Annotated in this window: 25 protein-coding genes; 11 read left to right on the top strand and 14 right to left on the bottom strand. The window is 61.2% G+C overall.

The window, feature by feature from the left end:
• Positions 1–14 precede the first annotated feature (14 nt).
• The 3 genes from BLW21_RS02315 to yihA all read right to left on the bottom strand — a co-directional run bounded on the left by BLW21_RS02315 (position 15) and on the right by yihA (position 1,842).
• Positions 15–653, bottom strand: coding sequence for a DUF5606 family protein (locus BLW21_RS02315; RefSeq protein WP_092737463.1), 639 nt, complete (start codon positions 651–653; stop codon positions 15–17).
• A 69-nt stretch (positions 654–722) separates the two neighbouring features.
• A complete protein-coding gene (locus BLW21_RS02310; RefSeq protein ID WP_092737461.1) occupies positions 723–1,139 on the bottom strand; it encodes an energy transducer TonB in 417 nt (138 codons plus the stop codon).
• Between the two features lie 82 nt (positions 1,140–1,221).
• Positions 1,222–1,842 carry a ribosome biogenesis GTP-binding protein YihA/YsxC gene (gene yihA / locus BLW21_RS02305; protein ID WP_092737459.1) on the bottom strand — a complete coding sequence of 207 codons (621 nt, stop codon included), beginning with the start codon at positions 1,840–1,842 and terminating at the stop codon, positions 1,222–1,224.
• Positions 1,843–2,327: 485 nt separating this feature from the next.
• Here yihA and BLW21_RS02300 point away from each other — a divergent pair, with 485 nt between their 5' ends.
• The 4 genes from BLW21_RS02300 (at position 2,328) to BLW21_RS02285 (ending at position 7,061) form a co-directional block, all read left to right on the top strand.
• A complete protein-coding gene (locus BLW21_RS02300) occupies positions 2,328–4,556 on the top strand; it encodes an OmpA family protein (RefSeq protein WP_245711781.1) in 2,229 nt (742 codons plus the stop codon).
• Between the two features lie 132 nt (positions 4,557–4,688).
• Entirely contained in the window at positions 4,689–5,417 is a 729-nt protein-coding gene (gene ubiE, locus BLW21_RS02295; protein ID WP_092737455.1) for a bifunctional demethylmenaquinone methyltransferase/2-methoxy-6-polyprenyl-1,4-benzoquinol methylase UbiE, read from the top strand.
• Positions 5,417–6,187, top strand: a complete 771-nt coding sequence (gene porT / locus BLW21_RS02290; RefSeq protein ID WP_175470824.1) for a type IX secretion/gliding motility protein PorT/SprT — start codon at positions 5,417–5,419, stop codon at positions 6,185–6,187. The genes ubiE and porT overlap by 1 nt, the downstream gene beginning before the upstream one ends.
• A 127-nt stretch (positions 6,188–6,314) precedes the next feature.
• Positions 6,315–7,061: an SDR family NAD(P)-dependent oxidoreductase gene (locus BLW21_RS02285; protein ID WP_092737451.1), complete on the top strand. Its 747-nt coding sequence runs from the start codon at positions 6,315–6,317 to the stop codon at positions 7,059–7,061.
• A 97-nt stretch (positions 7,062–7,158) separates the two neighbouring features.
• Here the strand turns inward: BLW21_RS02285 and BLW21_RS02280 are convergent, their stop codons facing one another.
• Both BLW21_RS02280 and cdd read right to left on the bottom strand, forming a co-directional pair.
• Positions 7,159–7,803: an alpha/beta hydrolase gene (locus BLW21_RS02280; protein ID WP_092737449.1), complete on the bottom strand. Its 645-nt coding sequence runs from the start codon at positions 7,801–7,803 to the stop codon at positions 7,159–7,161.
• Between the two features lie 131 nt (positions 7,804–7,934).
• Positions 7,935–8,429 (bottom strand): cytidine deaminase, encoded by a 495-nt coding sequence (gene cdd, locus BLW21_RS02275; RefSeq protein ID WP_092737447.1) that lies wholly within the window; start codon positions 8,427–8,429, stop codon positions 7,935–7,937.
• Between the two features lie 170 nt (positions 8,430–8,599).
• On the opposite strand from cdd, the gene BLW21_RS02270 reads away from it, so the two are divergent.
• From BLW21_RS02270 to BLW21_RS02260, 3 genes are all read left to right on the top strand, one after another.
• Positions 8,600–9,964, top strand: a complete 1,365-nt coding sequence (locus tag BLW21_RS02270; RefSeq protein ID WP_092737445.1) for a saccharopine dehydrogenase family protein — start codon at positions 8,600–8,602, stop codon at positions 9,962–9,964.
• A 44-nt stretch (positions 9,965–10,008) separates the two neighbouring features.
• The gene (locus tag BLW21_RS02265; RefSeq protein ID WP_092737443.1) at positions 10,009–10,956 is read left to right on the top strand and encodes a hypothetical protein; all 948 of its coding nucleotides are present in this window, start codon (positions 10,009–10,011) and stop codon (positions 10,954–10,956) included.
• Between the two features lie 177 nt (positions 10,957–11,133).
• Positions 11,134–11,835, top strand: coding sequence for an ATP-binding cassette domain-containing protein (locus BLW21_RS02260; RefSeq protein ID WP_092737441.1), 702 nt, complete (start codon positions 11,134–11,136; stop codon positions 11,833–11,835).
• 43 nt (positions 11,836–11,878) lie between these two features.
• Here BLW21_RS02260 and BLW21_RS02255 read toward each other — a convergent pair whose 3' ends face one another.
• From BLW21_RS02255 to BLW21_RS02225, 7 genes are all read right to left on the bottom strand, one after another.
• Positions 11,879–12,601 carry a tRNA1(Val) (adenine(37)-N6)-methyltransferase gene (locus BLW21_RS02255; RefSeq protein WP_092737438.1) on the bottom strand — a complete coding sequence of 241 codons (723 nt, stop codon included), beginning with the start codon at positions 12,599–12,601 and terminating at the stop codon, positions 11,879–11,881.
• Between the two features lie 186 nt (positions 12,602–12,787).
• Positions 12,788–13,243, bottom strand: a complete 456-nt coding sequence (rnhA, locus tag BLW21_RS02250; RefSeq protein ID WP_092737436.1) for a ribonuclease HI — start codon at positions 13,241–13,243, stop codon at positions 12,788–12,790.
• 251 nt (positions 13,244–13,494) lie between these two features.
• Positions 13,495–15,282 carry a chloride channel protein gene (locus BLW21_RS02245; RefSeq protein ID WP_139255054.1) on the bottom strand — a complete coding sequence of 596 codons (1,788 nt, stop codon included), beginning with the start codon at positions 15,280–15,282 and terminating at the stop codon, positions 13,495–13,497.
• Positions 15,283–15,372: 90 nt separating this feature from the next.
• Positions 15,373–16,197 (bottom strand): mechanosensitive ion channel family protein, encoded by an 825-nt coding sequence (locus BLW21_RS02240; RefSeq protein ID WP_092737432.1) that lies wholly within the window; start codon positions 16,195–16,197, stop codon positions 15,373–15,375.
• Between the two features lie 126 nt (positions 16,198–16,323).
• Positions 16,324–16,761, bottom strand: coding sequence for a hypothetical protein (locus BLW21_RS02235; RefSeq protein WP_139255053.1), 438 nt, complete (start codon positions 16,759–16,761; stop codon positions 16,324–16,326).
• Positions 16,734–17,057 carry a hypothetical protein gene (locus BLW21_RS02230; RefSeq protein WP_139255052.1) on the bottom strand — a complete coding sequence of 108 codons (324 nt, stop codon included), beginning with the start codon at positions 17,055–17,057 and terminating at the stop codon, positions 16,734–16,736. Before BLW21_RS02230 ends, BLW21_RS02235 begins: the two co-directional genes overlap by 28 nt.
• A 76-nt stretch (positions 17,058–17,133) precedes the next feature.
• Positions 17,134–17,568 carry a nucleoside deaminase gene (locus tag BLW21_RS02225; protein WP_092737426.1) on the bottom strand — a complete coding sequence of 145 codons (435 nt, stop codon included), beginning with the start codon at positions 17,566–17,568 and terminating at the stop codon, positions 17,134–17,136.
• A gap of 62 nt (positions 17,569–17,630) precedes the next feature.
• On the opposite strand from BLW21_RS02225, the gene BLW21_RS02220 reads away from it, so the two are divergent.
• Positions 17,631–18,170: a hypothetical protein gene (locus BLW21_RS02220; protein WP_092737424.1), complete on the top strand. Its 540-nt coding sequence runs from the start codon at positions 17,631–17,633 to the stop codon at positions 18,168–18,170.
• 3 nt (positions 18,171–18,173) lie between these two features.
• Here the strand turns inward: BLW21_RS02220 and BLW21_RS02215 are convergent, their stop codons facing one another.
• Positions 18,174–21,308: a PD-(D/E)XK nuclease family protein gene (locus BLW21_RS02215; RefSeq protein ID WP_092737421.1), complete on the bottom strand. Its 3,135-nt coding sequence runs from the start codon at positions 21,306–21,308 to the stop codon at positions 18,174–18,176.
• Between the two features lie 268 nt (positions 21,309–21,576).
• On the opposite strand from BLW21_RS02215, the gene BLW21_RS02210 reads away from it, so the two are divergent.
• A complete protein-coding gene (locus BLW21_RS02210) occupies positions 21,577–22,257 on the top strand; it encodes a hypothetical protein (RefSeq protein WP_139255051.1) in 681 nt (226 codons plus the stop codon).
• 20 nt (positions 22,258–22,277) lie between these two features.
• On the opposite strand, the gene BLW21_RS02205 is transcribed toward BLW21_RS02210, so the two are convergent.
• Positions 22,278–23,519 (bottom strand): TCR/Tet family MFS transporter, encoded by a 1,242-nt coding sequence (locus tag BLW21_RS02205; protein ID WP_092737417.1) that lies wholly within the window; start codon positions 23,517–23,519, stop codon positions 22,278–22,280.
• Positions 23,520–23,677: 158 nt separating this feature from the next.
• Here BLW21_RS02205 and BLW21_RS02200 point away from each other — a divergent pair, with 158 nt between their 5' ends.
• Entirely contained in the window at positions 23,678–24,328 is a 651-nt protein-coding gene (locus BLW21_RS02200) for a hypothetical protein (protein ID WP_092737415.1), read from the top strand.
• Positions 24,329–24,377: 49 nt separating this feature from the next.
• Entirely contained in the window at positions 24,378–25,172 is a 795-nt protein-coding gene (locus BLW21_RS02195) for a M48 family metallopeptidase (RefSeq protein WP_092737413.1), read from the top strand.
• The last annotated feature ends 131 nt before the right edge of the window (positions 25,173–25,303 follow it).

Genomic DNA, 25,303 nt, shown 5'->3' with positions numbered 1-25,303 from the left:
GGTTTGCCAAAAGACTACTCGCCCTTCTTCTTGGCCGGCGCTTTCTTGGCCGGTTTGGCAACGGCAGCTTCGGGGTTGCCGGGGGCCGTATCAGCCTCGGGCGCCGGAATGATGCCGGCCGTGCTCATGGCCTCATCGGCGGCGGGCTCGGCCACTTTCTTGGCTGCTTTCTTCTTGGGCGCGGTGTCGGCGGCCACCGGAACGGCGGGCGCTTCCTGCTGATCGGCTTGCTCCGTGGCCTCATCCTCGGTGGCCGGGGCCTGGTACTCGAGGCGCTGACCAACGATGTTGTACCACTGCACCAACTTTTTAATGTCCGACAGATACACCCGCTCGCGGTCGTAATCCGGGATGATGCCTTCCATGAAGGACACCAGTTCCTGGTCGTTCGATTTGTTGTTCAGTGCCAACTCGGCGCCGTGCTGCTGATGGATCCGGTCGAACACCTCTGTCAGGGGTACCGTCTGGTCGTAATCCTGGGTGTAGATGGAAATCTCCTGGAGCAGCGACACCTTGTTCTGGGCAGCGGCTACCGAGCGGGTGCCCTTGTCGTTGAGGGCTTCAATGATGACGCCGGCGCGCGTGGGGCGAACGAGGCGGTACAGACCGGGCATTCCGCTGATAGCAGCAATTTCCTTCAGGTCGTAGGGCATAGCAAAAAAAGCAGTGGTTGAAGTGGCGAAGGTACGCAACGCCCGCGAACGGGCCGGCGGCGCAGCTGCTTACAGCTTAAAGGTGATGGGCAGACTGGTCAGGACGGCGTAATCGGGCTTGTTGAATTTGAGCAGCTTAACCAGCCGCAGGGCCTCGTCGCCGCAGCCACCACCGATTTGCTTTACCAGCTTGATGCCCGAGAGCGTGCCATCGGTGTTGAGCGTAAAGCTGACAATGCACTGCCCCTGAATGCGGTTTCGCCGGGCCATAACAGGGTATTTCAGCTCCTGCTCTATAAAGGCATACATGGCCTCCTGGCCACCCTCGTAGTACTCGGCCACCGGAATAACCTTGCTGGTATGCTTGCTACTAACAGTCGCTTCGGCTGCTTCGGTAGCGGGTTTAGGAGCCGTCTGGGCCTGGGCCCGGGCCGTGGTAAGAGCCAGCAGACCACCAAGGCCGAGCAGGAAAAATGCTTTAGTCATCTTCAAAGGAAACAGAGTTGAGGTAAAAAGAAGAGGCCGCGGGAAAGCCAGCCGGCTCGCTACCAGCAAGAACAACGCCATCTTAGGCTTCGCCCTGGGCCTCAGTAGCCAACTGCCGGTTGGTATCGGCCACAAAACCCAGCAGCTCGTCGCGGCCCATCTTGTCTTCGGCCGATGTAACAAAGTGCTGGGGCAGCTCATCCCAGGTTTCGTGCATTTTTTCCAGGTACTGCACCACGTTCTGGCTGGTCCGCGACGACGACTGCTTATCGGCCTTAGTGAACACCATTACAAACGGTATGCCCTCGGTGCCGAGCTGATCCATAAACTCCAAATCGGCGGCCTGCGGGGCATGGCGCGAGTCGAGCAGCACCATTACGCAGGTCAGGTTGGGCCGGTGGCGCAGGTAGAAGTTAATCATGCGCGCCCACTTGGCCCGGGCATCCTTGCTGATACGGGCGTAGCCATACCCTGGCAGATCGACCAGATACCACTCATTGTTTATAAGAAAGTGGTTGATAAGCTGGGTCTTGCCGGGCTGCGACGATGTTTTAGCCAAGCCATTCTGGTTGGTAAGCATATTAATGAGCGACGACTTACCCACGTTGGAGCGGCCGATAAAGGCGTACTCGGGCAGCGTAGGGGCAGGGCATTCTTCGGCCCGCGAGTTACTCGTTAAAAATCTGGCGTCCTGAATAAGCATCTGGGGCAGTTGATTGGAAAGGACAAAGGTAAATATTCCATCTTGGCCGGATCGGATCATCATTTTTTGAAGAAAAACCTTGTAGTTTATAAGGCTGACCTATATTTGCACATTCGTTCGCTACTGAATGAGCGCCTGAAGCGCTTGTTTGGCAACGGTGATAAGTACTCCAATATCCTCATTCTGTTGGAATAGGATAGGGCTAAGGCTGTATTATAAAATTTATATCTTTGCCCGTTAAGCGTATCACCCACCGATTGACAGGGCGGAATGGGGTAGCAAAAGGCGGTTTTCAACCCCTGGGTCTGACTTTTTTTCCCTCCATTTCTCAACTCTGTTGCCAAAATTCAGTAATAAGAGGCAACTCCTAAACTGAGCTTGCGTAATTGGCGGTCGATACTTTCTCCCTTGCAATCCCTCGTTTCCCTAACCCCTCCTCAATGGACAACTTAGTCAGAAGGTTATTAAAAGCCTCGTGCGCTGTCATGCTCACGACTGCTATGGCCCAGCCTGCCCTGGCTCAAAGCACCCGACAGCAACTGAAAACGGCTAATAAGTTTTTCGGCCAGGAAAACTTCCGGGCTTCACTGCCTTACTATGAGCAGGTGTTGGCTAAAGACCCGAATAACGCCGAGGCGCTGTTCCGGGCAGGTATTGCTTATATGTCCTTTGATAAGGAGAAGGCCAGCGATTATATCTATAAAGCACAGCGCCTGAAGAAAAATGTAGCCAAGGACGTGGAATACTGGCTTGGCCGGGTTGACCACCTGAACTACAACTTCGACGAGGCCATTACTCACTTCCAGGCCTACAACACCACGCTTAAGGCTAAAGACAGCCGCAAGCGCGAACTGGCGCAGCTGATTCAGCACAGCAAGAACGCCAAGGTGCAGTTCAACAGCCCCAAGGACATCTTCGTTAAAAACCTGGGCCCGACTATCAACACCCAGTGGTCGGAACACAGCCCCGTGATTTCCAACGACGATAAAATCCTACTCTTCACTTCGCGCTCCGACAACATGAGCAACACCCCGGTGGTGGGTGAGGCCGGTAACACGAAGGACAAGGGTAAGCTGGCCGCCGACGGACAGTACTACGAGAACATTTACGAGGCCCGCCGCATCGACGATGATAACTGGGACAAGCCCCGCTCGCTGAGCGGTGTGCTCAACGGTAAAGGCCACGATGCTTCGATTCAGGTGTTCGACAACGACACCAAGCTGCTCATGTACCGCAACGATGAGGATGGTGACATCTTCTATTCGGAGAAGGGGGCTGCTGACTGGACCGAGCCCAAGAAGCTCAACAAGAACATCAATACTTCGGCTTATGAGGGTGACGCCTTCATTACGCCCGATGGCCTGACGCTTTATTTCTCTACGGGCAAATACTCGGAAGACAATTCGCTCGACATCTACACGTCGACGCGTGTGCCCGGCGGCGACTGGGGTCCGGCCAAGAGCATCGGCAATGCCATCAACACGCCTTACGACGACGATAGCCCGTACCTGAGCCGCGACGGCAAGACGATGTACTTCTCTTCGCGGGGCCACAACACCATGGGCGGCTACGACATTTTCAAGTCGGAGTACGACTCGATTGGCCGCAAGTGGGGCCGTCCCGAGAACATGGGCTACCCCATCAACACGCCCGACGATGATACGTACTACCGGTTGAGCCCCGATGGTTCGTACGCCTACCTGTCGTCATACCGCATCGGTGGCTACGGTGAGAAGGACATCTACACTATCAACTACATCAAGAACGCGACCATTCGGGGCCGCGTGCTGGCCATGCAGGACAGCAGCGCCATTCCGGGTGCCGAACTGGTGTTCAGCGGAACCCAGGCCGACAAAACGGCTTTGAGCTACCGCGACGTAAGTAAGCCGCTGACGGGCGAGTACCAAGTGAACCTGCTATCGGGCCGTACCTACCAGGTGGCCGTGAGCAAGGATGGCAAGAATATCGAAACACAGGAGTTTGCTGTGCCGATTTCGACCAACGACTCGACGGTTATCGAAAAGGACTTCTACGTCAACTACATCGATACGACGGCGGCCAACATGGCCAACATCAACCCGATTTACTTCGACACCGACAAGTACACGCTGCGGCCCGAGTCGATTGTGGAGCTGAACAAGGTGAGCCAGTTGCTGGCCGCCAACCCCGGCATCAACATCTCGATTGAAGGCAACACCGACTCGCGCAACACCGACGAGTACAACATGGTACTTGGCCGGAATCGTGCTAACGTAGCCTACAACTACCTCAAGAAGGCCGGCATTGCCGAAACCCGCATGGTAACGGTAAGCTACGGCGAGCGTCGTCCGGTAGCCCCCAACGATTCGCCGGAGAACATGCAGCTCAACCGCCGCACCGACTTCCGCGTGATTGTGAAGGAAGGAGAAGGCGTGCCGAACATGAACCGTCCGGCGGCTCCTAAGCCTTCGGGCAGCACGGGCACGGGCACCGGTACCGGAATGGGTATGGGCACCAGCACAACTGTACCCTTGCAGCCTGGCAAAAGCAAGGTAAAGCTCGAAGACGGCACCAAGATCAAAACCAAGGTTGACGAGGACAGCGACAAAGTGAAGGTGAAAACCAAAGGCCCGAACGACGAGAAAAGCAAGACCGTAACCAAGGACGGTACTATTGATGCCAAGGCCAAAGACGCCGAAGGCAACAAGGTTAAAGTGAAGACCGACAACGACTAAACGTTGGTATTCTGAATAAAACGGGCGGGCCGGGCTTTATGCTTGGCCCGCCTTTTTTTAACTTAATAGGGCGAAACCCGTTGTAATGAGGCAATTTTGCCCGCCCTTACGCCGTTTCTTGCTCCACGAGCCATGTCCGTAGTTCCTTACAAAGATGACGCCGCCGACAAAAAGTCGCAGGTTGCCCAGATGTTCAACAGCATTGCCGGCAAATACGACTTCCTGAACCACTTTCTGAGTGCGGGTACTGATATTTACTGGCGCCGTAAGGCTGTCGATGAATTGCGGCAGCTACGCCCGGCCCGCATCCTCGATATTGCCACCGGCACGGCCGATTTCGCCATCGAAACGTTGCGCGCTGCTGCGCCCGAAGCCCAGGTAACAGGCATCGATATTTCGGAAGGCATGCTGGAAGTGGGCCGGCGCAAGCTGGCCGCCAAGGGGCTGGGCCACCGCATCCAGCTGGAGCTGGGCGACTCGGAAAGCCTGCCGTTTGAAGACGACTCGTTCGATGCCGTAACGGCCTCGTTTGGAGTGCGCAACTTTGCTCACCTCGAACGAGGACTGGCCGAAATGTACCGGGTACTGCGGCCGGGTGGAAAGCTGGTGGTACTGGAGTTTTCCAAACCCACGGCCTTCCCCATGAAACAGGCCTACAATTTCTACTTCAAGAACATTCTGCCGGTTTTCGGCAAGCTAATTTCCAAAGACCGCGCCGCCTACACCTACCTGCCCGAATCGGTGCAGGCCTTCCCGGACGGTCCGGAATTTCTGGCGATTCTGCGCAAAATCGGCTTCAACTCTCCCGCATGGCAACCCCTCACGTTCGGCATAAGCTCCATCTACACGGCGCAAAAATAATGCGGCACACCCTGCTGGCCGCCGCCGTGCTGGCCCTGCCGCTGGGCGCCGCCGCCCAGAAAACCAGCCGTAGCCGCGCCAGCATCGGCCGCAACGGTCAGGTGAAGTCGGTAACGACGGATAATTTGGTGGGCTACGACGACCGGGCGCTGCACCTGGGCCTGTATATAGCCCCCAACTTCTCGCGCTACTTAGTCGAGCAGTCCGATCTTTATCCGGATCAGGAGGTGTCGGCCAACTCGATAATCAGCCCGGGCTTTTCGGTGGGCTTTCTGGGCGATTTGCGCCTGGGCCGCTATGGGGCCCTGAACTTTGCGCCCGGCGTGAGCTTCCTGACCCGCCGGATCGAGTTCAAAAGCCAGGGGTATACGCAGAATACAGAGGCCTATCCCAACGACCCCAAGGAGATTGAGAACCAGGAAATTGGTAGTACGCAGGTTGATTTTCCGCTGCTGTTCAAGCTTAAATCGGAGCGGCGGCGCAACATGCGGGTGTACCTGATTGCCGGTGTGAAGCCGAGCCTCAATATTGGTGGGCGTCGCAAGGACCCAGATGTAAACCTGTTGCGGGCGGCAGACTCGGACTTTGCCATCGAGTACGGCGTGGGCCTCGACCTGTTCTACCCGTTCTTCAAGTTCTCGCCCGAACTACGCTTTTCCAACGGCTTGAAAAACCTCTACGTGCCCGGCAACGACGTGTACAGCCGCAGTCTGCAGAGCATGAAAAGCAACACCGTCACGCTGTACCTCAATATCTGGTCGGGGCGGTAAATTTTTGAGGAGCCAGAAGGAGTATTGTTGGGAAGACTGCCGGTAATGGGTGCTGCTCAATGAATATTCCTCCTCCCTCTTCCTGCCGCTTTCAACTCCTGCCTTCCAACCTTTAACTTCTCTCAGAATGAAAACGGCATTTATTACCGGCGCTTCGTCGGGTATCGGGCGGGCAGCAGCGGTAGCGCTGGGGAAGGCAGGCTTTAAGCTGGTACTGACGGGCCGGCGGCGCGAGCGGCTGGAGGAGCTGGCCCGCGAGTTGGCCGATGTGCCCACGCATTTGCTCACCTTCGATGTGCGCGACCGGGCCGCCGTAGACGCGGCCGTAGCCAGTCTGCCGGCCGAATTCGCCGATGTGGACGTGCTCATTAACAACGCCGGCAACGCCCACGGCCTGGGCCCCATTCAGCAGGGCGACCCTGCCGACTGGGACGCCATGCTCGATGGCAACGTGAAGGGCCTGCTCTACGTGAGCCGGGCCATACTGCCGGCCATGACGCGCCGCAACAGCGGCCACATCATCAATATCGGGTCTATTGCGGGCCACGAAACTTACGCCAACGGCAACGTGTACTGCGCATCCAAAGCGGCCGTGGCGGCTCTTACCAAAGGCATGCGCCTCGATTTGCTACCCCACCACATCCGGGTAGCCGAGGTGAACCCGGGCGCAGTGGAAACCGAATTTTCGGAGGTCCGCTTCAAAGGGGACACCCAGCGCGCCGCCGGCGTATATCAGGGCTACGAGGCCCTGCGCGCCGAAGATGTAGCCGATCTGCTGGCCTTTATGGTTACGCGCCCGGCCCACGTCAACATCGCCGAAGTCCTGATTCTACCCGCCGCTCAGGGCGCGGCCACCGTCATCCGCAAGGAGTAGAACGGTCATTCCGACCAAAGAGGAGGCCGGGGTAAGCTATTGAACATATTCTGTTCGACGGCTTAGCCCGGGCTCCTCCTTGGTCGGAATGACCGTTCTAGATTGCCAGGGCAGTCAGCGTTTCCCGCTCCAGGGTATGCGTGCCGGCGAACCGAACCAAGTCGGCTTCTACGCCCAGCCGGCGCAGAAATGTCTGCTGCTTTAGTAGGTCCTCGTCCTTGATAAACTCATCTTCGGTGCCGCAGACGAGTGTTACGGTTAGTTGGCGCAGCAGGAGGGTAGCCACCGAAAAGTCCATGTCGGGTGGGAAGGCGCCGGCCCAGAGGATGAGCCGTGCCGGCCGAAAATTGGCTCGGGTCAGCCAGCGGCTGACGGTGGCCGCGCCCTGCGAGAAGCCCAGTACCGTGACGGCCACCTGGGGCGCGGCCTGCGGCAGAACGTTGGCAGCCACCTGGTTGAGGTAGGCCACATAGTCGTCTATTTCGGCCAGCCGGTTTTCTTTGGTCATCCAGGTTGCGCCCACGCGGCCGCCGGTGCCGTTGAGGTAGAACCGCGACAGGCCCTCGGGCGCGACAACAACCAGGTGCGGGTCGGCGGCTACCAGATGGGCGAAGTGCCGTACGAAGTAAGCGGCCAACTGCCCGTAGCCATGCGCCACGAACCATACCCGCCGCGTAGCCGTCGATAGCTCGCCCAACTGCTGATAGCGGGCCGTGCGCGCAACCGTAAGCTGGTGTTCCATGAAGTGAGGTGGTGAAATGGTGCGTTTACGTTCGTCCGGACTTACGGAGCCGTTGGCCGTAGTGGTGCAAATAATGTTATCAGCGCCTTGGCCGCCAGCACAGGGCCCGAAAACGTCAACTCACCAGCGCCCTATTTCGCTTTCGGCAGATCGTCGGCGTTGAAGCCGAAGGGCAGCAGGTCGGAGAGCGAACGGAAGCGGTAAATGCTGCCATCGGGGCCAGGCAGCAGCAGCGGAATAGACTGCTGCTGGCGCTGCTCGTATTCGGCCATAACCTGGCGGCAGGCCCCGCAGGGGTTGGCGGGACCAAACTCGCCCCCGGCGGGGCGGGCGGCCACGGCCATACCCACAATGCGTCGCTCGGGCTGGGAAACGGCCAATCCGAACAGCGTTGTACGCTCGGCACACAGGCCCGAAGGATAGGCTGCATTTTCCTGGTTAGACCCTCCGAACACGGTGCCGTCGTCGAGCAGCAGGGCCGCGCCTACCTGGAAGTGGGAGTAGGGGGCGTAAGACGTTGCGGTGGCGGCCTGCGCGGCCTGCCAGGTGGCGGCTTCGGCGGGCGTCAAATCGGCTTCGGATGCCAGCACGTCGGCCGTGATGGTCAGGTTGAGGGTGTGGGCCATGCGGGGCGAAGGAACGGGTACCGCAAGCGGCCCCGGGAAAGTGAAAAGGGGCGACGAATGTACGGTTTTTTGCGAGAATGACGGATGCATGGTACGGTGAGTGTTTACCAACTCACTCCTGCCCCAATTCCCTATCTTGCCGCCCCACCCACTCCCCAACTCACCCGCTTATGTCGCGTATTCTGCTGCTCGGAGCCGGCCGTTCGGCTTCCTCGCTCATTCAATACCTGTTGCGCTATGCCCCGCTGGAAGGCTGGCAGCTCACCGTGGCCGATGTGCAGCCGGCCCACCTGGCGCCGGTGCTGGCCGCCCACGCCGCCTACGCCCGCGCCGTGCCATTTGATGTGCACAACGAAAGCCGCCTGGATGAGTTGGTGGCCGAAGCCGAGGTGGTCGTGTCGATGCTGCCGGCCCTGTTTCATGCGCCGGTGGCGCGGGCCTGCGTGCGGCACGGGCGCCACCTGGCCACGGCCAGCTACGTGAGCGACGACATCCGGGCGCTGGGGCCGGCGGCCGAGGCGGCGGGCGCAACGCTGCTCATGGAGTGCGGCCTCGACCCCGGCCTCGACCATATGTCGGCCATGCGCGTGCTGGCCGATATCCGGCAGCAGGGCGGACGGGTAACCTCGTTCAAATCGTACTGCGGCGGGCTACTGGCGCCCGAAGCCGAGGCCGGCAACCTTTGGCGCTACAAGTTCACCTGGAACCCGCGCAACGTGGTGCTGGCGGGCCAGGGCACGGCCAAGTACCTGGAAGCCGGCCGGCTGCGCTTCATTCCGTACCAGCAACTGTTTGCGCGCCTCGAAACTGTGGCCGTGCCCGGTTTTGGTGAGTTTGAGGGGTATGCCAACCGCGACTCGCTCAGCTACCGCGCCCCCTACGCCCTGGAACACGTGCGCACCATGCTGCGCGGCACCCTGCGCCGGCCGGGCTACTGCGCTGCCTGGCAGCAGCTGGTGCGCCTGGGTCTCACCGACGATGCCGTGCAACTGGGCAACCCCGCCGACCTGACCTGGGCCGAGCTGGTGGCTGCCTACCTGCCGCTGCCGGCTACCGCCAACCAGCCGCTGCCTGCCCGCGTTGCGGCCCACCTGGGCCTGGCTCCCGAGTCGGTGGAAATGCAGCAGCTTAGCTGGCTGGGGCTGTTTGACGCTGTGCCGGTGGGCCAGGCCGATGCTACGCCGGCCCAGCTACTCGAAAAGCTGCTCACCGCAAAATGGGCCCTGGCACCCACCGACCGCGACATGATTGTGATGCAGCACCAGTTCGAGTTCGAACTCGACGGGCACCGTCACGGCCGCAACTCGTCGGTGGTCGTGCTGGGCGATGATGCCACCCACACGGCCATGGCTAAAACCGTGGGCCTGCCGCTGGGTATGGCCGTGCGCCGGCTGGCCACCGGGCAGCTTCGGCAGCGGGGCGTCGTCATCCCAACGCACCCCGACCTCTACGAACCCATTCTGGATGAGCTGGCCGCGGATTACGGCATCGTCTTCGTGGAGGAGGAGCAGGGCGTACTGGCCGCGTCACAATAAGCTCCCAGCCCAAAAACGTTGTTGTTCCGACAACTCAATTCCCGATGCTACATTACCTGCGTCTGCGGGCCCGGCTGCTGGGCCGGCAGTTGGGCGAGTTAGGCTGGTGGCGGCTACTGGTGCTGGGGGCGTTGCTGCTACTGGCAGTGGCTCGGGCGCTGTTCACGGCTGCTACGCACCCCCAGTTAGCCTGGGCCGTACCATTGGCGGTGGCACTTTTTACGCGCAGCCTGCACCGCCGCCGCGCCGATTTAGCATTTCTGCACCTGGCCGCGCCCGATTTCCGGGGTTGGCTGGCCGTGGAATATGCCTTGGGTAGCCTGCCGGTGGCGCTGGCGCTGCTGGGCTGGGGCCGTGTTGGGCCCGCCCTGCTGACGGTGGCCGGCGCGGCGGCGGTGGCGCTGGTGCCAGCTGCGGCTGCACCGGCCAGCCGAGTGCGGCGGCCAATGTGGTTTCGGAGCGTGGCTTTCGAGTGGGTGAGCGTGGGGCGTTGGCCCGCCTTGGGGCTGGTGTGGCTGGCGCTGCTGGCGGCGGCCGCTGCTACCCGCGCCAACAGCACTGGCCCGGCGCTGGCTATACTGGTTTGGCTGCTGCTCATGCTGGAAACCTACGGTCCGGCCGAGCCCTGGAGCTGGCTGCTGCCGGCCTTGCGCACGCCGGGCGCGTGGCTACGGCAGCGGGTGGGGTGGGCACTGCTGTATTTTGGCCTTACGGTGGCTCCGCTGGCGGCGGTGCTGGCCCTGGGGCCAGCCGGGGCCGGTGGCACGGCACTGGTGCTGGGCTGGTGCACCATGGTCCTGACGATGGTTGTGCTGGCCAAATACGCCTTCTACCCGCACGCTACGCTGGGTCGCCTTACCCAGGCCGGGGCCGTGGTGGTGGGCCTGTCGGTGCTGGGCAGCAACCCGGCCTATCTGGCGCTACTGCTGGCTTGCTTTCTGGGTCTGCTGCTGAAAAGCCGTAGCCGGTTGGAACAGTACCGAAGGGAATGAATTCAGGTATCCGTATTTAATTGCCAGTGGTTAGGCTGTGCAATAAGCACCTGCCAACGAAGCTGATTACTTTCTAAACAGCTGCAACAGCTGCAACAGCTGCAACAGCTGCAACAGCTGCAACAGCTGCAACAGCTGCAACAGCTGCAACAGCTGCAACAACCAGACAACCGGAGTATGCTACTGATTGAAGGCCTGGGCAAGAATTTTGGCCCGCACATCGTTTTGCACCATGTTGATTTGGCGGTGCGGCCGGGCACGCTGCATGGGCTGGTAGGGGCCAACGGGGCGGGTAAAACCACGCTGCTGCACTGCCTCTACGGCCTGCATGCCGACTACCGCGGCATCGTGCGCGAAACCGGCGGCCGGGGTATTCGCGCGAGTACCGGCCTGCTGCCCTACGAACCCTATTTCTACCCGCGCATTACCGGCCGCGAGTACGTGGAATTCTGCCTGCAGGCCCGCGGCCGGCCGGTACCGAGCCTTACGGGCTGGAACGAGCTGCTGGAGCTGCCGCTCGACCAATATGCCGAAGACTACTCGGCCGGTATGAAGAAAAAGCTGGCCCTATTGGCACTGCTGGTGCAGAATTTCCGCTACCTCATCCTCGACGAACCCTTTAACGGCCTCGACCTGAGCGCCAACCTGCTGCTGATGGAAGTGCTGCGCCGCTTGCGGCAGCAGGGCACCGGCATCCTGCTGACTTCGCATCTGTTGGGCTCGCTCACGGAGGTATGCGACGAAATTACGGTGCTCGCCGAGGGCCGGGTACTGCGCCATTACCCCGCTGCTGACTTCGCGCGCCTGCCCACCGACCTGCTCGGCCAGCTTCATCAGCAGAAGCTGGCGGCGCTGGCCACGCTGCTCCCGCTGAGTTAAGTAAACCCGTATCATCTTGGCCGCCAACGGTACGCCAACCGAGCTACAAGGCCAGATAAAATGGCCCCAGCCGCGCCTGAAACCAGGCGGTGTATGCTTCCGAATCCGGCTCGTGCAGGGGTAGCTCCTGCTCTTCGGGCACGCCAGACCGCCGGCCGAACTCCACGATGTGGCGTAGTGGTTTGCTGGTAGCGCGGTGGCGCAGCACCAGCCGGGTTGCCGGGAACAGGCCCGCGGTGGCGGCCTCGCGCTCAAATTCGTGCATCTCGGGTGGGGGCAACAACACACTGAGGCGGCCGGCGGGCGTCAGGAAGTTGGTGGCGAAGCGGGCCAGCTCGGCGAAGCTCAGCGTGTCGTCGGCGGCGTGGCGGGCGCTGGTGCGCCGGGCGTCGGGCGAGCGGAGGGCATGGCGGAAAAAGGGCGGGTTACAGATGATGTGGTCGAAGGGCTGCGGGTGGGCTGCGGCCAGCTGCGCCAGCGGCAGCGCGTGCAGCCGCAGCCGGGCGGCCCAGGGGCTGGCCCCGAAGTTGGCCGCCGCCTGGGTTGCCGCCGCCGCGTCCAGCTCCACGGCTTCGATGGTGGCTGTGGGGTTGCGCTGGGCCGCCATCAGGGCCAGCAGGCCGGTGCCGGTACCGATGTCCAGTATCCGCGCCGCGCCTGTTACGGCCGCCACGGCGCCCAGCACGCAGGCATCGGTGCACACCTTCATGGCGCACGCCCCCTGCTCGATGCGGAACTGCTTGAACTGAAAGTAGGAGTTGGCCATTTTTCTCTGTTGCCGGTGATGAGTTGCCGGTGATGAGTTGCCGGTTGCCAGGAATGAAAAGAACGTCATGCCGAGCAGCGCGAAGCATCTCGCGTGCAATGGGAGCTTCGGATAGCAGGGTTGCTCTGGCACGCGAAATTCTTCGGCTACGCTCAGAATGACGTTCTCCTCACTAATCACTAATCACTACCCCAGCGCTTCGTAGCCGGCGTCAATCAGCAGGGGGCCGCGGGTGGCGCTGCGCACGGCCAGCTGGTCGCACCGCTCGTTTTCGGGGTGGCCGTTGTGGCCGCGCACCCAGCGGAACTGCACCGTGCGCTGCTTATATATTTTGATGAAGCGGCGCCATAAATCCTCGTTGGCCTTCTTGCCGAAGTCGGCCTTGGCCGCCCAGCCGAACACCCACTTTTTCTCCACCGAATCTACCACGTAACGCGAATCGGTGACCACCGTAATGGGTAGTTCGGGGCGGTTGACGCTTTCGAGGCCCACAATCACGGCCAGCAGCTCCATGCGGTTGTTAGTGGTCAGGCGGAAGCCCTCGGTAAGTTCCTTTTCGTGGGCGCCAAAGCGCAACAGGGCGCCGTAGCCGCCCGGCCCGGGGTTGCCCCGCGAGGAGCCGTCGGTAAACAGGTAAATCAATTCTTTGGAGCTATTAGCCGTTAGCTGCTGGCTGTTAGCTTTCGTGCTTAAAGCAACCGGGTATAAGCTAAGCAGCCGACACAGGAAAGCTGCAAGGTACGACCACGGCGCCTTGGATGCACCGTCGAAACGCTACCACATGCTAAGCGGCTGGCTTTTTATCAGAAAAACCAGCCGCGGCGACCTAAAAAAGGACTGGTAACCAGAACAGCGCTAACAGCTAACAGCCAATGGCTAACAGCTCAAAAACCCTAATCCCCGCTGTCTTTGAGCAGCTGGCGACGGTAGTTGGCCAGGATGGTGGATTTCAGCAGGAAGCCCAGGTAACGGTCGTTGGCGTCGAGCACGGGCAGGGCCCAGGCGTCGAGTTGCTCCATGCAGCGCAGGGTATCGAGCAGCGTGTCGTCGGGACGGACAATGGCCAGGGGCTCATCCATCAGGTCGCGCACGCGGGTGGTAGTGTAGTGGGCGTCGTCGAAGAGGGCGTGGCGCACGGCATCGAGGCTGACTACGCCCAGCAGCCGGCCGGTGGTATCATCAACCACCGGAAACAGGTTGCGCGAGGCGTGGCGGAAGGTGTGCACCAGCTCGCCCAGCGTATCGTCGGGGCATACGGGCTGGAAATCGGTTTCCAGCAGGCTGGTTACGTCGAGCAAGGCCAGCAAGCTCCGGTCACGGTCGTGGTTGACGTACACGCCCTTCTGCACCAGCTTACGGGTGTACACGGAGTAAGGCTCGAAGTAGCGCGTAATGAGGTAAGAGCCCGACGTAACCACCATCAGGGGCACAAACAAGGCGTAGCCGCCGGTTATTTCGGCAATCAGGAAGATGGCCGTGAGCGGGGCGTGCACCACCCCGGCCAGCGTGCCAGCCATGCCCAGCACAATAAAGTGGACTTCCGAAATCGGGTACAGGCCACTCAAATTGATGAGGCGGGCGAAGATGAAGCCGCACAGCGCCCCGGCAAACAGCGACGAGCCGAACATGCCGCCGTTGCCGCCCGAGCCGATGGTGATGGTAGTGGCCACCACTTTCAGCAGCATACTGCCCGCCGCTACCAGCAGCACCAGCCAGGCACTTTGGTCGCTGAAAACATCGAAGAGCGAGCCGTTGACGAGCTGCTCGGAGTGGCCGCCCAGCAGTAGCTGTACGATGTTGTAGCCTTCGCCATAAAGCGGCGGGAACAGGAAAACCAGGCTGCCCAGGGCCAAACCGCCCAGCACTACCTTCCAGAAAACGCCGGGAAAGTAGCTGAACTGCCGGTCGGCCCAGAAGTACACCCGAATCATGTAAACCGACAGTAAAGCCGTAAACAAGGCCAGCATCAGGTACAGCGGCACGGCATCGACGGGCCAGCCGGTGGTGATGAGCACGAAGGGCTGGCCCGCGTACAGCGCCTTCGATACGACCGTAGCCGTGGCCGAGGAAATGAGCAAAGGCACGAAATAAGCTGCCGACAGCTCGGAAAGCAGGACTTCGACGGCGAACAGCACCCCCGCGATGGGCGAGTTGAAGATGGCCGCAATACCCGCGGCCGCCCCGCAGCCCGTGAGCAGCCGCCGCTGCCGCCGCCCGATGCGCAACACCCGGCTGGCATTGGAGCCAATGGCCGCGCCGGTAACCGAAATGGGCGCCTCCAGGCCCGCCGAGCCCCCAAACGTAACCGTCAGAAACGACGATACCAGCTGCGAATACAGCTTGCTGCGCGGCACGATGCTGCCCTGACGGGCCACATTGTAAATCACCGGCCCGATACCCCGGCCCAGGTCGCCGCCCAGGAAATAACGCGTGAATAGTACCGTGAGGGCAATGCCGATGATGGGATAGAGAGAGCTGCTGAACACCTGGTACTGGCTGGGCACCCAGGCATTGAGCAGGCCTTGCGAATCGTGCACCAGCGTTTTGAGCACCACCGCCGCTAGCCCCGCCAGCAAGCCAATCAGGATGCTGACCAGAATCAGGTAGGCCCGGTCGCCGATGTGGCGCACCCGCCAGAGCAGGAGCGGCAGCAACAGCCGATGAATGGAGTTCTGGGGCATAGGCAGCGAGGGCCGCGGAACGGCCCGGCGGGCAGGAACCTGCAACCTAACGAAAAGCGCGCTCGGTTCGCGTATTCGGGCCGCAGTAAGTTATCCCGCCAGCGCCGGCACGCTGAAACCGGCCCCGACAAGTTCCTGCTTCACCTCCTGCATCAGGCGGCTTTTGAGCTGCAGTACGCCCCGGCGGTAGTCCTCCGAGTCGCCCCAGAAGTACACCCGCAGGTCGACGGTAGTGGCGGCGGCCTTTTCCAGGTTCACGTAGGGCGATTTGGCGTCGGTCTGCACCTCAAGCACGGTTTGCAGGTAGCTGATGATGATGCGGCTGGCATCGTCGGGCGTGCCGTCGGCGCCCAGTTCCACGGTCAGCAGGAAGTCGGAGCGCAGGTCGCCGTCGCGGGTGTAGTTGGTGAGCGGCTGCTTGAGCACCATGGAGTTGGGCACAAATATGTGCTTGCCATCGAAGGTGCGCATAAGCGTGGTGCGCAGGTTGAGGGCCACTACATGGCCCACGAGGTCGTTTACCTGCACTGTATCATCAATATGAAACGGCCGGTTGAAGGCCAGAATAACGCCGGCCAGGAAGTTCTCGGCAATATCCTTGAAGGCAAAGCCCACAATAAAAGCCGACACGCCCGCCGCGCCCAGCAAACTGCCCACCACGCCCGTAAACCCCAGCACGTTGAGGGCTATCAAAAAGGCAATCAGGGCCAGCGCCCACTTGCTTATCTGGGTGAGGAAATCGGCCAGCAGTGGGTCGGCGGAACGGCGGTGCAGGCGGTGGCTGAGCAGGGTGCTGAGCCGGCCGGCAACGAACAGGCCCACCGCCAGCAGCACCAGAGCAATCAGCAGCTTGGGCAGCACAAACAAAAACCGCTCCCAGTAGGCGATAAGAACGTGGGTTACATCAGTGGTCATTTTGGTAGAAGCTGGAATGTAGAGGCCAGGAGCTGGAATAAACGGGCGCAGCGCAAAGGCAGCGCAAAGCCCCATCGGCGGGCGCCGACGGGGCCAAAATACGAGGCTGCAAGCTCAAAATGGCTCTCAAGGTTGGGTTTCGGTCCCGGCGGGGCGGTTCAGCCAGTATCCGAATACCAGCCCGCCCAGCGCGTAGGCCAGCACGTCGCCCCAGTCGGCGGTAGCGCGGGCATCGAAGCGGGGCAGCAGCCACTCAAACCACAGGCTGAACACCAGCCAGGTACTAAAAACCCAGGACGGCGGCAGCACGAAGGCCGGCCGCCGGAAGTAGTAGCGCCGCAGCCCCCACAGCTCCAGCGTGAGCAGCAGGGGCAGGGCCAGCGCGTCGGCGAGGTGGGCCCGCAGCAGGGCCGGGGGCCGGGGCCAGCCGGCTATCAGCGGGCTGCCGGTTTTGTAGAGGATGAGTACCAGGTAGATGGCCATGCCGGCTACAAACAGCGGGTGGCGCAACTCGGCCGGGAGCCGGCGGCGGCCACTCATCCGGCCGCCACCGTCACCAGCCACACAAAAAAGGCCATTAGGGCGCCGAAAGCCAGCTGCCCACCCCGGATGAGGTACTTGAAAAACTTGATGACCGGGTTGTCATCGGGCTTGATTTCGATGAGCATCAGGCGGTCGGAAAGGGGCGCATCGGCCTGCTGCTGACGGTGCTCATCGGCGGCGGCGCGGTACGGCTCCAATTCCTGCCCGCAGTGCTGGCAGCGGTCGGTGGGTTGTTGCTGCCATTCGGTCCAGCGGCCACAGTGCGGGCACTTTTTGGTAGCGGCGAATGGGGCGTCGGATGCAGGTAAATCGGGCATGGCAGGAAAAAAGAAAAGCCGGAAGCGGCGGCCGTTTTCGGCAGGCACTTCCGGCTCTTATACGTAAGTGAATGACTTATAGCTCCATAATGTCTTCGTTCCAGAGTTCGGGCTCTTCTTCGATGAAGCTTTCCATCATGCGCACGCACTCGTCGAGGTCGAGAATTTCCACTTCCACGCCGTGGCTTTCGAGGAAGGCCTTCGACTCGCCAAAGGTGCGGGCCTCGCCCACCACCACTTTCGGGATTTTGAACTGCACAATGGTGCCGGCGCACATAAAGCAGGGCATCAGGGTGGTGTAGAGCACCGTGTCGCGGTAGGTGCGCTGGCGGCCAGCGTTCATCAGGGCATCCATTTCGCCGTGCTTGATGGCATTGCCCTCCTGCACGCGCTTGTTGCGCCCGCGGCTCACGAGCTTACCATCGCGCACGAGCACCGAGCCAATCGGAATACCGCCTTCCTGGCGGCCTTGGCGCGCTTCGTCGATGGCGGCCTGCATGAATTCGTCCATAGTAATTGCGTTCGTAAGTGAGCAGCAAAGGTATCTTCGCCAGTTGGCAAAGTTGATTCAGTATGAAAAATCAGTTTGAATTACGGCTGCTGAGCATTGGCTGGATGGAAAATCTGGATGAGGAGTTGGACCTGTGTGCGCACGGCAAGGTGCTGGCCCGCATTGGAAACACCATCCTGTCTGATGCCAGTCAAGGAACTTGGACCGTAAGCGCGGCGGCCCTGTTCCTGCTGCGTACGCTCAGCCTGGACCATACGCCTGCCGCCCCTGTTGGCGACCAGCTGCTGCCCTGCTGTGGCTTTACCATGTGGCCCAACCCCGATGCTGTTTCCGGCGACGTACTGGTATTTGGCTGCCCGAATGGCGCCGATTGGTCGGTAGAGCACACTGCGGAAGAGGTGCGGTTGACTGCTCCGGAAGGCGAACAGGCCGTTATAACCAGCCAGGAATACCAGCATACTGTGCTGCGGTTTGTGGATGAAGTTCACACCTTTTACCAAAGCAGCAAGCCGAAAGCGCCACAAGATGACCCGGAGGATGCCGCTGGGTATGAGGCCTTTTGGCGCGAGTGGCACCAACGCTACCAGCAGGTGAGTGGCTAAACGCTACCGGGCACAAATGCCCCGATAGGCGCAGTACTGGCACTTGTCGAGGTCGTCGGTTTTGCGGATAGGCTCGGCGGGGTCGAGGATGCGGCGCACCAGCTGGCCCAGCAATTCCTCGCTGTGGCGGTTGAAATCCTGGCCGTCGGCCGTCAGGAAGCTCATATCGGCCGACATGGGGCCAGCCGCCAGGTTGCGAAGCGAAATGATGGCCGCGTCGGCGGCGGGGCGACCCTGCTGGGCCAGCATGAAGCGGTAGAGCCAGAGCTGCCGCACCTTGTCGGCCGAAGGGGTGGCGTCGGTGAGCAGGCGGTCAATGGCCATTTCCGGCGCTTCGTTGCGCTTGAGTAGCTGCAGCTGAGACTTCTCCACGAGGCCCGTTTTGTAATCCACTACCCGCAGGTCGCCGTTGGGCAGTTGGTCTACGCGGTCGGCTTTGCCCAGCAGCCGCACCGCCAGCTTTTCACCCTCCACTAGTGCCACGAACACAGTTGCGTGTAATTCCTCCTCCAATCCCTGGATGTGCAAAGGCAGGGCGCCCTCGGTTTCGAGCAGGCTTTCGAGGTAGCGCCGCACGAGCCGCTTGGCCACCTGGCCCAGCACATGGTTGAGGCCCTCATCGGCGCGGGCGTGGCGGCCGGCTTCTTCTTTGCGTAAGGCCTTGGCTACCATAATGGGAGCCAGGGCCACAAGGCCCGGAATGTCGGAGGCCGTGAGGGGCGGGGCCGTAGCAGCCACCGATTTGCGGCGGATAATCTGCGCGAAGGGCGTCAGCAGCTCCTCCAGCGCATCGTGCACGGCCGTGCCAAATTCGGCGGAGTCCAGCACCTCCTCTACCTCCTGGTTTTCCTTGAATTTGGCAATCCGCTGGAAATAGAACTGTAGCGAGCAGCCCAGGTACTGGTTGAGGGCCGTGGGCGAAAGGCCTTTGGTAAGCAACTCCCGCAGCGCCAGCAGCATCCCAGCGTCTTTCTCGAGCGTGAGGTCGGTGCTAACGGGCGCCTCACCCCCTCGCCCCCTCTCCGAAAAAGGAGAAGGGGAACTAGCCTTTAATTTTTTAGAGCTAGAAAAAGAGCTAGAAGCTAGTTCCCCCTGTCCTTTTTCGGAGAGGGGGCCAGGGGGTGAGGCGCCCGCCTGAATTGAGGTAGAAACGGTCAAATCCAGCAGCTCCAACGCGGGGTTCTGCAGGGCTAGATCATTTTCTAGTTGCAGCAGGAAGCGGCTTCGCTCGCCGGTGCGGGTGCCCTCGGCGCCGGGCAGAATGTGCAGCAAATCGACGTTGCGGGTGCGCTGCAGCAGGCGCCAGAACTGATGAGCGGTGGCCGCCTCATGGTCGGCGTAGGTGGGCAGGCCGAAGGTCGTGAGCACGTCGTAGGGGAACAGGGAGCTATGGCGCTTGGGAGCCGGCAGCACGTTCTCGTTGCAACTCAGGATGATAACGTGGTCGAAGTCGAGGGCCCGGGTTTCGAGCAGGCCCATTACCTGCACGTCGGCAATCGGCTCGCCGCTGAAGGGCAGGCGAGTGTTACGCATCTGCTCGTACAAAAACCGCCGGAACGAGCGTACCGACAGCCGCTGCTCCCGGCAGTCGAACACCGAGTGCAGCCGCTTGACGAGGGTGTAGAACAGGTAGAGGTACTCGGCCTCGATAGCCGAATGCTGGTCCTGGTAGGCCTTTTTGAGCAGGTCGATGAGCGTGTTGCAGGCGGCAATAATGTCGTCGCAGTTGTTCCAGGTGGCAAACAGGGCCTCCAGCAGCGGATGGCCCTGGCCCAGTTCCACCAGCTCCTCGGCCGGCAGCAGCACCGCGTGGCGCTGCACGATGGCGCGGCACACCTTGTCCAGCATGCCGTGGCCGGCGGGGTCGTCCTGCTTGTCGAGCCAGCCCTGGTAGCGGCGCAGAAACGGGTGCTGCAGCAGCTTGCTCACGGCCAGGTGGTGGTAGCGGGGCACGCCGTAGCCCGTTTCCTGCGAGCCTTCGCGCACGCCGGTCAGGTGCACTTCAAACAGCAGATCCACGAGGTTGAACAGGGGCGTACTCTGGAAATTGAGGCCCATTGTGACGTTGTACTCGGGCACCTCGCGCAGGGGCAGGCCGTGGAGTACGGGCAGCAGCAGGGTTTCATCGGGCAGCACCACCGCTACTTTGGCGTTGGGGTTGGCCTGCCGGGCGGCGGCTAGCAGCTGGCCGGCCACCTTGCCCTGCATCGAGGAGTTGGCCACGCCCACCATGCGCACGGTGCGCGGCAGCTGGCGCAGCAGCTCGGCCGGCCCGCCGAAGTTTTCCCAGGGTAAATCGAGGCGCTCCTTGTACTGGCGCAGGTGCTGGCCGGCGCGGTTGGGCGAGCCGGGCTCCAGGTAGAAAGCGTCGCCGTCGAAATACACTTCGGCCCGGCCAGCCTTGCGCAGGTGGCGGATGAGCCGCTCTTCGGCTTTCGACAAAAAGCCCAAGCCCACGAATACGTGGCGGGGCAGCTCCTCATCGGCTTCGAGCCGCTCGCGCACCCGGCGCTGGGCCAGGCGGTAGGCCAGGCCGGGGTAGGCCAGGTGGTCGCGCCGCATGCGCTTCTTTATGCGGAAGTACACCTTGTCGAGGTCATCCCAGAAGCGAAAATAGGCCGTGGTGGAATCCAGGGGCTGGTATTCGGCTCCCAAATCCCAACGCTCCAGCGCCTTAGCCTGGCTCAGGTATTCGAACACCTTGCGGGGCGAGGCCAGGTTCTGGTCGAGGCTCGAAAAGTCCTGGAGCAGCAAGTTAGACCAGCCCACGAACTGGTCGAAATCGAGCTGCGGATCGATATCCTGCAGGATTTCAAACAGCAGCAGCTGCAGGGCAATGGGCTCTTCGACCCGCACGCCGGCCAGCTCCACCATGTAGTCTTCCATGGCCGCCACCCGGGGGCTCCACACGGCCTGCCCGGTTTCGGCGGCCAGGCTCAGCTCGTTCTGCAGGTACACCACCGCCCGCCGCGTGGGCACCACCACCACCAAATCCGACAGCTCCCCGGTAGGCCCGTACTGCGCCACCAGCTCCCGGGCGATGCGCGCCAGAAAGGGCGTGGCATCGGGCAGGGGTCGGGTAGGCACGGGGGTAGGGGCAACGGCGAAAAGGGGCAGGTCGGGGAGGGAAGCAGGCATGCGCGGCGGGTCAGGAAATCCACTTAAAGGTACAGTGCCTTTTGCTCAGAAACCGGCTTCTGTTTGCAGAAAAACCTAAGTTGCGGAGTGGGTTGGAGAAGAACGATGTAAGGGCGGGGCTTGCCCCCGCCCGTCGTTGCACAGTATCGTTGAACGGTGGATAGAGGCCAGTCGTGCCTCGTTGCAGTGGCGAGCGGGGACAAGCCCCGCCCTTACATCGTTCTTCCTAACTTGAGTTAATAAGGACTCCTCAGATTCGCCTCACCGCATGCCCTTCACCGTTCAACAAACCATCATTCCGCCGCCGCCGGTACCTCCCACTTCCTGGTGGAAGGACGCGTCCAGCTCGGTATTGCTGGTACTGATGGCCATACCGGTTGTGATTATAGGAATAGGGGCGTTGCTGGTACTGGGAATTGGCTACGGCGTCTGGAGCGCCGGGGCAAAAATCATTCTGCCCATCCGGAAGCTGTTCGGCTACCAGCCGCCGCCCGGGCCGCCGCCGATTCCGGAAGTGCCTGTGGTGCTGTTTCAAAACGAGCAGCTCCGCTTGCTTACCACCGAGCAGGAATCGGGGGCAGTTAGTCGGGAGTTTGAGATTTGGTGGGAGGCGTGGGACGGGCTGGAGGACCGGGGACACTTTCCGGGGCTCTACCGCCTGCATACTGCGCCCGAAATTGCCGGCCTGCACGGGCAACTCGTATGCGAATTATGCCGCGAGTGGTCCGACGGACTGTTTCTGCAATTGATTGAACCTCTGCCCGGCCAGGTGCCACCAGCAACCACTTGGCTGATATATCTGGAACTGGCTACCCTGCGCTGGCACCGGGTAGTTGAAACGAACGACTATTATCTGCACCCAAACACACCGGGGCTGGAACAGGGCGCGTTCGAGGGCCTGAACCCGGCGGGAAAAAAGCTGGAACTGCGGGTGCAAACGCACGCTTAGCATCCGAACTCCTATGCCCCTTACTCGTTCACCGGCGCGACGTAGCTGGCCAGCGAGCGGGCGGCCAGGGTCACGCTGATGAGGGTAAGTACGGCTGCCAGAATGAAGGGCGCGCCGGGGAAATACACCGGGGCGCTGGGGCGGGTGAAGTAGGAGAACAGGCTTGTCATGAGCACCGGGCCCACGATGGAAGTGAGGCTCATCAGGCTGGTGAGGGCGCCCTGCAGCTCGCCCTGCTCGTTGGCTGGCACCTGGCCCGAAATAATGCCCTGCAAGGCCGGGCCGGCAATGCCGCCCAGGCAGTAGGGCACCAAAAAGGCGAACATCATCCAGCCTTTACTGGCAAAGGCGAACAGCACGAAGCCCAGCGCATAGAGCAGCAACCCCAGATACACCGACCGTTTGGGGCCCAGCACTGGGTTGATGCGCCGGATGAGGCCGCCCTGCACAATGGCCACCAGTAGCCCGATGGCGGCCAGCGAGTAGCCCACCCACTTTTCGCTCCAGGCAAATTTCTCCATCACGTAGTAGGTCCAGGTGCTTTGAGTGGCGTGGGCGGCCACGTAGAGGAAGAGCAGCGAAGCTACCAGCCCCAGAATAACAGGATAGCGCCCCAGCATCCGGAGGCTGCCGATGGGGTTGGCCCGCTTCCAGGCAAATGCCCGCCGCCGCTCAACGGGCAACGATTCGGGCAGCACGAAGTAGCCATATACCACATTGAGCAGCGTGAGGCCCGCGGCGGCCAGAAACGGCAGCTGGTGACTGTATTCGCCCAGTACCCCGCCCAGCAGCGGCCCCAGAATGAAGCCCAGCCCAAACGCTGCCCCAATCAACCCAAAGTTCTGGGCCCGCTTTTCGGGCGTCGATACGTCGGCAATGTAGGCGGAGGCCGTGGTAACGCTGGCCCCGGTGATGCCCGCAATAGCCCGGCCCACAAACAGCCAGGCCAGGGTGGGGGCGAAGGCCAGAAACAGGTAATCGACCCCGAAGCCGAGAAGCGAAAACAGCAGCACCGGCCGCCGCCCGAACTGGTCGGAGAGGTTGCCCAGCACCGGCGAAAACAGGAACTGCATGGCCGCGTAGGCAAATACCAGCCAGCCGCCTACTTGGGCTGCCTCGCTCACCGAGCCGCCCGTCAGATGCTGAATCAGCTTTGGAATGACGGGAATGATGATGCCGATACCCGTAACATCGAGCAGCAGGGTGATGAAAATAAACGTCAGGGCTGAGCGGGGCGCGGTTGACGCGGCGGGGGTATCCATAAAGCAGCAGAAAAGCGGGCCGTAAAGCTACGAGCTTCGCCGCCGGATACCCCGAAGCTGATAGATTTAAAGACCAGCAGGAAATTCAGGATTTCCTCCGTTATTCGTGCCGCCGTGGGGCGTATATTTTTCCGCAATTATTGTCTAAAAACTACTGAATGCTATTTTTCTACGGTACCGGCACTTCCTGCCTGCTTAGTGCGCCCCTGCCTGCCACCGCCTGCACGCACTGCGGCAGTACGGGCCAGCTCAGCGCTACGGTTTTCTCGCGCTACGCCAGCCTGTTCTGGACGCCGATTTTCCCGTTCACCAAAACCAGCGTCACCGTGTGCGGCCACTGCCAGCAGACGATTGCCAAGCTCAAGCAGATGCCCGAGAGCTACCGCCCGCCGGTGCAGCAGTTGCAGCAGCAGGCCCGCTACCCGGTCAGCAATTTCGCGGTGCTCATTCTGTTTGGACTTACGCTGGCCTTTATTTTCGGAGTTGGCTGGTTCAGCGACCCCAAGCCCGCTACCGCTTTGGCAGGTGAAAAAGCGGCCGTACAACTGGTCGAAGATGATGCCGGCGTGCAGCTGAGCGACCGTTACCGGGCCGACGCTGGCAAGGCGTACATGCTGGCCGAAGTGACCAGCCTGACCGCCGATACCGTGTACTACAAAATTACCACTGGCCTAATGGGCGAGCTGACCCCAGCAAGTGCTACCATCGCCCTGCGCGACTCTGTGCTGCCCGGTGGTGACAAGGGGGTGTATCCCCGAAGTATGTGGCATTACATGGTGAAAGGCAACGCCATGTTCAAGCCCATATAATAGCCGCTCTTCCTTCTTTTTCAAAGCTCATCCCCCAACCCCTATTCTTATGCGTAACCGTTTACCCGTTCTGTTGCTGGCCTCCGGCCTGCTGCTCGGCTCCGGCCTCAGTGCCCAGGCCCAGCTTAAACTCAACACCAAAACCATTGGCGCGGGCCTGAAAGCCGCTAAGGCCGCTACCGTTTCCGATGCCGAAGTAATCGAGCACACCAAGGAGTATGTGAAGTGGAGCGACGAGAACAACCCCGTTGCCCCCGCCAGCTTGCCCTATGCCCAACGCCTGAAGAAAATTGTGGCCGGCCTCGATACCTACGATGGCATGAGCATGGACTACAAGGTGTATCTGGTGAAGGACGTGAATGCTTTTGCCTGCGCCGACGGCAGCGTGCGGGTGTTTGCCGGCCTCATGGATTTGATGAGCGACCAGGAAATTCTGGGCGTTATCGGCCACGAAATCGGCCACGTGAAGCACAAAGATTCCAAGGATGCCATGCGCACGGCCCTGATGGCCTCGGCGCTCAAGGAAGGTGCCAGCTCGCAGGGCGGGGCCGCCGGGGCCCTCAGCGACTCCCAGCTCGGCGACCTGGGCCAGGCTATTGCCAATGCCTCATTCTCGCGTGCCCAGGAAAGCAGCGCCGATGCTTACGGCTACGACCTGCTCAAGGCCAAAAAAGTGAACCCCTGGTACATGGCCACCGCCTTTGGCAAGCTCAACGACCTCTCGGAGGGCGCTAAAGCCAGCAAAGGTGCCCAACTCTTCTCCTCTCACCCCGACAGTGAAAAGCGCATGACCATCGTGATGGAGAAGGCCCAGAAAGACGGCTTCACGAAGCCGGCGAAGTAAGGCAAAGGTTGCTTAACAAGAACTACCTGTCATCCTGAGCAAAGCGAAGGACCTTATCCCGCGACAACGGCCGTAACAAGGATTCGTTCTCGCGGGATAAGGTCCTTCGCTTTGCTCAGGATGACAGGTAG

The sequence above is a fragment of the Hymenobacter psychrophilus genome, from assembly GCF_900107135.1.
Taxonomy (GTDB): Bacteria; Bacteroidota; Bacteroidia; order Cytophagales; family Hymenobacteraceae; genus Hymenobacter; species Hymenobacter psychrophilus.
Note: the sequence above shows the minus strand (reverse complement) of the source record. Positions and strands in the feature narration are given on the sequence as shown.

Coding starts and splice junctions, on each gene's coding strand:
- BLW21_RS02315 (WP_092737463.1), bottom strand. CDS start 653: ATGCCCTACGACCTGAAGGAAATTGCTGCTATCAGCGGAATGCCCGGT.
- BLW21_RS02310 (WP_092737461.1), bottom strand. CDS start 1,139: ATGACTAAAGCATTTTTCCTGCTCGGCCTTGGTGGTCTGCTGGCTCTT.
- yihA (WP_092737459.1), bottom strand. CDS start 1,842: ATGCTTATTCAGGACGCCAGATTTTTAACGAGTAACTCGCGGGCCGAA.
- BLW21_RS02300 (WP_245711781.1), top strand. CDS start 2,328: ATGCTCACGACTGCTATGGCCCAGCCTGCCCTGGCTCAAAGCACCCGA.
- ubiE (WP_092737455.1), top strand. CDS start 4,689: ATGTCCGTAGTTCCTTACAAAGATGACGCCGCCGACAAAAAGTCGCAG.
- porT (WP_175470824.1), top strand. CDS start 5,417: ATGCGGCACACCCTGCTGGCCGCCGCCGTGCTGGCCCTGCCGCTGGGC.
- BLW21_RS02285 (WP_092737451.1), top strand. CDS start 6,315: ATGAAAACGGCATTTATTACCGGCGCTTCGTCGGGTATCGGGCGGGCA.
- BLW21_RS02280 (WP_092737449.1), bottom strand. CDS start 7,803: ATGGAACACCAGCTTACGGTTGCGCGCACGGCCCGCTATCAGCAGTTG.
- cdd (WP_092737447.1), bottom strand. CDS start 8,429: ATGGCCCACACCCTCAACCTGACCATCACGGCCGACGTGCTGGCATCC.
- BLW21_RS02270 (WP_092737445.1), top strand. CDS start 8,600: ATGTCGCGTATTCTGCTGCTCGGAGCCGGCCGTTCGGCTTCCTCGCTC.
- BLW21_RS02265 (WP_092737443.1), top strand. CDS start 10,009: ATGCTACATTACCTGCGTCTGCGGGCCCGGCTGCTGGGCCGGCAGTTG.
- BLW21_RS02260 (WP_092737441.1), top strand. CDS start 11,134: ATGCTACTGATTGAAGGCCTGGGCAAGAATTTTGGCCCGCACATCGTT.
- BLW21_RS02255 (WP_092737438.1), bottom strand. CDS start 12,601: ATGGCCAACTCCTACTTTCAGTTCAAGCAGTTCCGCATCGAGCAGGGG.
- BLW21_RS02245 (WP_139255054.1), bottom strand. CDS start 15,282: ATGCCCCAGAACTCCATTCATCGGCTGTTGCTGCCGCTCCTGCTCTGG.
- BLW21_RS02240 (WP_092737432.1), bottom strand. CDS start 16,197: ATGACCACTGATGTAACCCACGTTCTTATCGCCTACTGGGAGCGGTTT.
- BLW21_RS02230 (WP_139255052.1), bottom strand. CDS start 17,057: ATGCCCGATTTACCTGCATCCGACGCCCCATTCGCCGCTACCAAAAAG.
- BLW21_RS02225 (WP_092737426.1), bottom strand. CDS start 17,568: ATGGACGAATTCATGCAGGCCGCCATCGACGAAGCGCGCCAAGGCCGC.
- BLW21_RS02220 (WP_092737424.1), top strand. CDS start 17,631: ATGAAAAATCAGTTTGAATTACGGCTGCTGAGCATTGGCTGGATGGAA.
- BLW21_RS02215 (WP_092737421.1), bottom strand. CDS start 21,308: ATGCCTGCTTCCCTCCCCGACCTGCCCCTTTTCGCCGTTGCCCCTACC.
- BLW21_RS02210 (WP_139255051.1), top strand. CDS start 21,577: ATGCCCTTCACCGTTCAACAAACCATCATTCCGCCGCCGCCGGTACCT.
- BLW21_RS02205 (WP_092737417.1), bottom strand. CDS start 23,519: ATGGATACCCCCGCCGCGTCAACCGCGCCCCGCTCAGCCCTGACGTTT.
- BLW21_RS02200 (WP_092737415.1), top strand. CDS start 23,678: ATGCTATTTTTCTACGGTACCGGCACTTCCTGCCTGCTTAGTGCGCCC.
- BLW21_RS02195 (WP_092737413.1), top strand. CDS start 24,378: ATGCGTAACCGTTTACCCGTTCTGTTGCTGGCCTCCGGCCTGCTGCTC.